This window comes from Terriglobia bacterium (genome assembly GCA_036496425.1).
Taxonomy (GTDB): Bacteria; Acidobacteriota; Terriglobia; order 20CM-2-55-15; family 20CM-2-55-15; genus 20CM-2-55-15.
Genome location: DASXLG010000148.1, coordinates 1 through 4,017 on the forward strand (window position 1 = coordinate 1; position 4,017 = coordinate 4,017).

Annotated in this window: 3 protein-coding genes; 2 read left to right on the forward strand and 1 reads right to left on the reverse strand. The window is 57.6% G+C overall.

Features of this window, described 5'->3' with window-relative positions:
- Nucleotides 1–93: 93 nt before the first annotated feature.
- A complete protein-coding gene (locus VGK48_10710; GenBank protein HEY2381636.1) occupies nt 94–1,935 on the reverse strand; it encodes a tetratricopeptide repeat protein in 1,842 nt (613 codons plus the stop codon).
- Nucleotides 1,936–2,017: 82 nt separating this feature from the next.
- Between VGK48_10710 and VGK48_10715 the strand changes: the two genes are divergently transcribed.
- Both VGK48_10715 and VGK48_10720 read left to right on the forward strand, forming a co-directional pair.
- Nucleotides 2,018–2,920, forward strand: a complete 903-nt coding sequence (locus tag VGK48_10715; protein ID HEY2381637.1) for a fatty acid desaturase — start codon at nt 2,018–2,020, stop codon at nt 2,918–2,920.
- Entirely contained in the window at nt 2,911–3,864 is a 954-nt protein-coding gene (locus VGK48_10720; protein HEY2381638.1) for a class I SAM-dependent methyltransferase, read from the forward strand. Before VGK48_10715 ends, VGK48_10720 begins: the two co-directional genes overlap by 10 nt.
- Nucleotides 3,865–4,017: the final 153 nt, after the last annotated feature.

Sequence of the window (4,017 nt, forward strand, 5' to 3'; positions counted from 1 at the left end):
TTTAGCCGCATATGACGCGGATGACGCAGATGGGGCGCAAAAACCAAGCCTTGAGGCGCCCCATCTGCGTCATCCGCGTCATCTGCGGCTAAACTATTCCCTCCCCCGTGTCTTTGCGTAGATGTTACGAAGATCCTGGAGCACCAGCGCGTAATCAGGCTTCAACGATAACGCCTTATTGAACTGAGCAATCGCATCGGCGGTATCGCCTTTGCCGGCGAAAGCAAGGCCCATGCCCCGATAGGCTTCGGGATCGGCGGGTTTGAGCTGCAGGCTTTTCTGAAATTGGGCGATCGCGGCATCGAAATTGTTCTTTGTCGTAAACGCGATGCCCAGATTGAAATAGGCATCCGGATAGTCCGGATTGATCTGCTCCGCTTTCTGGAAATCGATGATGGCCTCGTCCACCTTCCCACGGCCGTACAGAATGACACCGAGATTGCCGTAAGGTTCCGCGTAATCCGGCTTCACTTCGAGAGCTTTCTGGAAATGCGGAACCGCTTCGTCGTCGTGTCCCTCCTGCATCAATGCCATTCCGAGATTGTTGTGCGCATAGGCGTAATCCGGTTTTACATTCAATGCGGCTTTGAAGTCGGCGATGGCGTCGTCAAGCTTCCCTTCCTGCAGCAGACCGAAGCCGCGATTGCTGTAAGCCATCCAGCAGTCCGGATTCCGGGCGATGGTCGTTTCCCACAGAGTTTTCATATCCGCGTACATCGCGGATTGCTGCCACGTGAGGATCGCCAGCACAGCCAGAACAGCCCCGCAACCCCACTCCGCGATCCATCTCCTCGACTTCAACAACGGAAGCGCCTTCGCAACGCCGGCGGCGGCCAACGTCAAAGGAGCAATGCAAGCCAGGTATTGGAAATGGTCCGCCACGAAGGAAAACAAAAAAGGATAAATATTGACGAAGCCCAGCGCCGGAACCAGCGTACCGACGAACAGCAGAAACACGGCAAGCGGCGCGCGCGATCGTCTTCGCAACAACCACAATCCCGCGACCGCCGCAAGGACAGCGGCAGGAAACAGGTAGAGCCACCAGATCGTCTGACGGATCTCCCAACGCGGATAAATAAAGATCAAGGTTTGCGGCCACGCCAGCTTCGCCAGATAAAACCAGACGGCGCGGCCCGCAATGAGCGTTCGCTCGACCAGATTGAAGTTAAAGTCCGAACCTTTGGCTCCGATGAATTTATGCTCCATCCATGCGGTAAAGGTTCCGAAAACCACCGAGATGGCAAAGAACGGCACCAGCGGCGCTACATCGTCTTTCCACGAGAGCTTTCCGCGTTTCCACCAGAGGATCACGAGGATGGCTGCGGGCAAAGTGGCGATCACCGACTTGGATGCCAACCCGAGCGCGAAAAGCCCGAGCGCCAACGCATAGAGTCTGGAACTCCGCCGCTGTATAAAGAGGAGATAAACCAGTCCTGCGCCGAGGTAGAAAACCCCCGACAATGTGTTCTTGAGTTCGGACATCCATGCCACCGACTCGACCTGGACGGGATGCAGAGCAAACAGCGCCGCGGCCAGCCAGGCTCCGGGCACTTCGAGTTGGCGGAGGATTCGAACCAGGAGAAAAGCGGAGAGCACATGAAGAAGGATATTGATTAGGTGATACCCAAGCGGCGCATAGCCCCAGAGGTGGTATTCGAGCCAGAAAAGGCTGTGAACCAGAGGGTAGTACTGCTGTGCGGCTCCCGGCTCGATCCAGATCCGGACCAGGCCGGTAAGCGATTGCAATGCCGGTTTGGTGAGGTGCCCGTCGTCATCCCAGATTGCCTGGCCGTTCCAGGCGGGCATATAGGCAATGGTGGTGACGGCGAGGAGCGCCAGCCCCAGAAACCAATCCCGTTGCCACCAGGGAGTGGGGGCCGGAAGTGCAGCGGCAGGAGCTGCGGCGGGAACTCGCTTCTTCGATCGGTGGCTCATCTGAATGCGGGTAGATTCTATTATGAAGCAACCTCGAATTTCGAATTTCCAATCTGTCATGGCGTGCTATGATCCCGGCCAAATGAGCTTCCAGGAACAAATGGCGCGGCTGCATAGCGATCGGCGCAATGTGGCTATTCTGGACATGTCCATCACATGGGCCATCACTGCCGCCGCCGTTTACCTGCTCGTCCGCCATCCTGGACCGTGGTCGTATGCCGCCGTGTTTGTCACCATCGGACTGATGCAGTACCGCATGGTGATCGCCTGCCACGAAGCTGTACATAAGAGGTTGCTCTTCCCTCTCTGGCTCAACGAGACGGTGGGCAGCATTCACTGCGCGCTGATCGGCATCAACCTGATGTGGTACCGCCGCCAGCATCTCGGACACCACGCCGCGCAGGACATCGGTCACGATACGGACGCCTACATCTACGAGCCGGTGCTGCGAACCCGGCCCGGCATCCGCCGTCTGGCCGTGTGGATTTTCGGAACGGCCCGAGAGGTCATTGAAAAAGTTCAACAGAAGGGCTTCACCGTTGCCGCAACCGTCGAGGCCCGGGGAAAAGCGCGCCTGCTTTCGCTCGCGATTGTCGCGGCCCAGGCTGTTCTGCTGGCCGCATCTGCCATCTGGCTTTCGTGGTGGTACTACTTCGCATTCTGGTTTCTGCCGCTGGGAACAATCGCGATTTTCATGAACCGGACACGGGTCCTCATCGAGCACGGCTATCCGCATGTACCTGGGCGGAGAGATGTGGAGTTGAGGGAGGCGGACGTCGTGACAATCGACCTGTCCGCCGGCTTCCTCGAACGGTTCTTCATCGCGCCCTACATGTTCAATTATCACTTCACGCATCATGTGGCGCCGTCGCTGCCGTACTACAAGAACCCGGAACTGGCCCGTCTTCTCGAGCAACATGGAAAAGTCAGATCCACGGCGCGGCCATCGTACGGACAGGCGCTCCGTCACGTTCTATGGGAATAGAGGACGGACACTGGCAGTGTCTGCTCTGCGGCAACAGCCGGCAACAGCTCGAAACCTCAGGTCCCGACTACGAATACGCCAGCGTTCCAGGACAGTTCACGCTCTCGCGCTGCACCAGCTGCGGTCACGTCTCGCTGAATCCGATTCCACCACCTGAAGCAGCCGCCGCCCTGTATCCGGCGGCCTACTACACCATCAATCCACGATCTCCCTTGTATCTCCAGGGCTTCATCTACAAACGAAAGATCCGCGAAGATATCCGGCGAATCCTCTCCGCGGTGGACGTCCCGCAATTGCGCTCGATCGTCGATGTCGGCTGTGGCGACGCCGCGCGCTTATTCGAGCTTCGGGGCATCGCTCCGCCCGAAACGGAATGCATCGGACTCGATCTACAGTTTCAGCCGGAACTGGTGAAGCGCGCCAGGGCCGCTCGGATCGACCTTGTGGAAGGAAGCGAAACGAACCTGAACAGCCTGCGCGAGGACGCGCACGACCTGATGATCATGAGTCAGATTCTGGAACACCTCCGCGATCCGGTCGCTGTTCTGGAGAGACTTCGTTCCAAACTGACTCGAAACGGACTCCTGCTGGTGGAGACGCCGAACCGCGGCGGTTTGGATTACTCGCTGTTTCGCGGCCGCTACTGGGGCGGCTATCATCTGCCGCGGCACTTTCATCTCTTTACCAGAGATTCGCTGGCGCAGACCGCAAAGCGCAGCGGCTATCGAATCGTTCGGCAGGGATGCCTTCCGTCTCCGGGTTTCTGGATCATGAGTTTCCGGAACGCTCTCGGCTTGCGCAGCAGCCAGTACAGCCGGTCGGTGTTCGAGTTCCTGAACTTTTCGAATATTCTTGCGGTAGGGACCTTCACCGCGCTGGATTTAGTCTGCATCACGTTCGGGTTATCCACTTCCAACCAATACGTTCTCCTCGCGCGCGAGTAATACGGGGAAGGAACACAAGAAGCACAAAAAGCACAAGAAGAGGTGCTTGTGACCAACTCTTGTGCTTTTTGTGCCTCTTGTGTTCCTTTCCTTATGTAGAATGCGGGCCATGTGTACGATTTGCGACGATACCGGTTGGGTACGAGTTACACG

Excerpts from the sequence above, each read along its gene's own strand:
- VGK48_10710 (HEY2381636.1), bottom strand. The coding sequence starts at position 1,935 with ATGAGCCACCGATCGAAGAAGCGAGTTCCCGCCGCAGCTCCTGCCGCT.
- VGK48_10715 (HEY2381637.1), top strand. The coding sequence starts at position 2,018 with ATGAGCTTCCAGGAACAAATGGCGCGGCTGCATAGCGATCGGCGCAAT.
- VGK48_10720 (HEY2381638.1), top strand. The coding sequence starts at position 2,911 with ATGGGAATAGAGGACGGACACTGGCAGTGTCTGCTCTGCGGCAACAGC.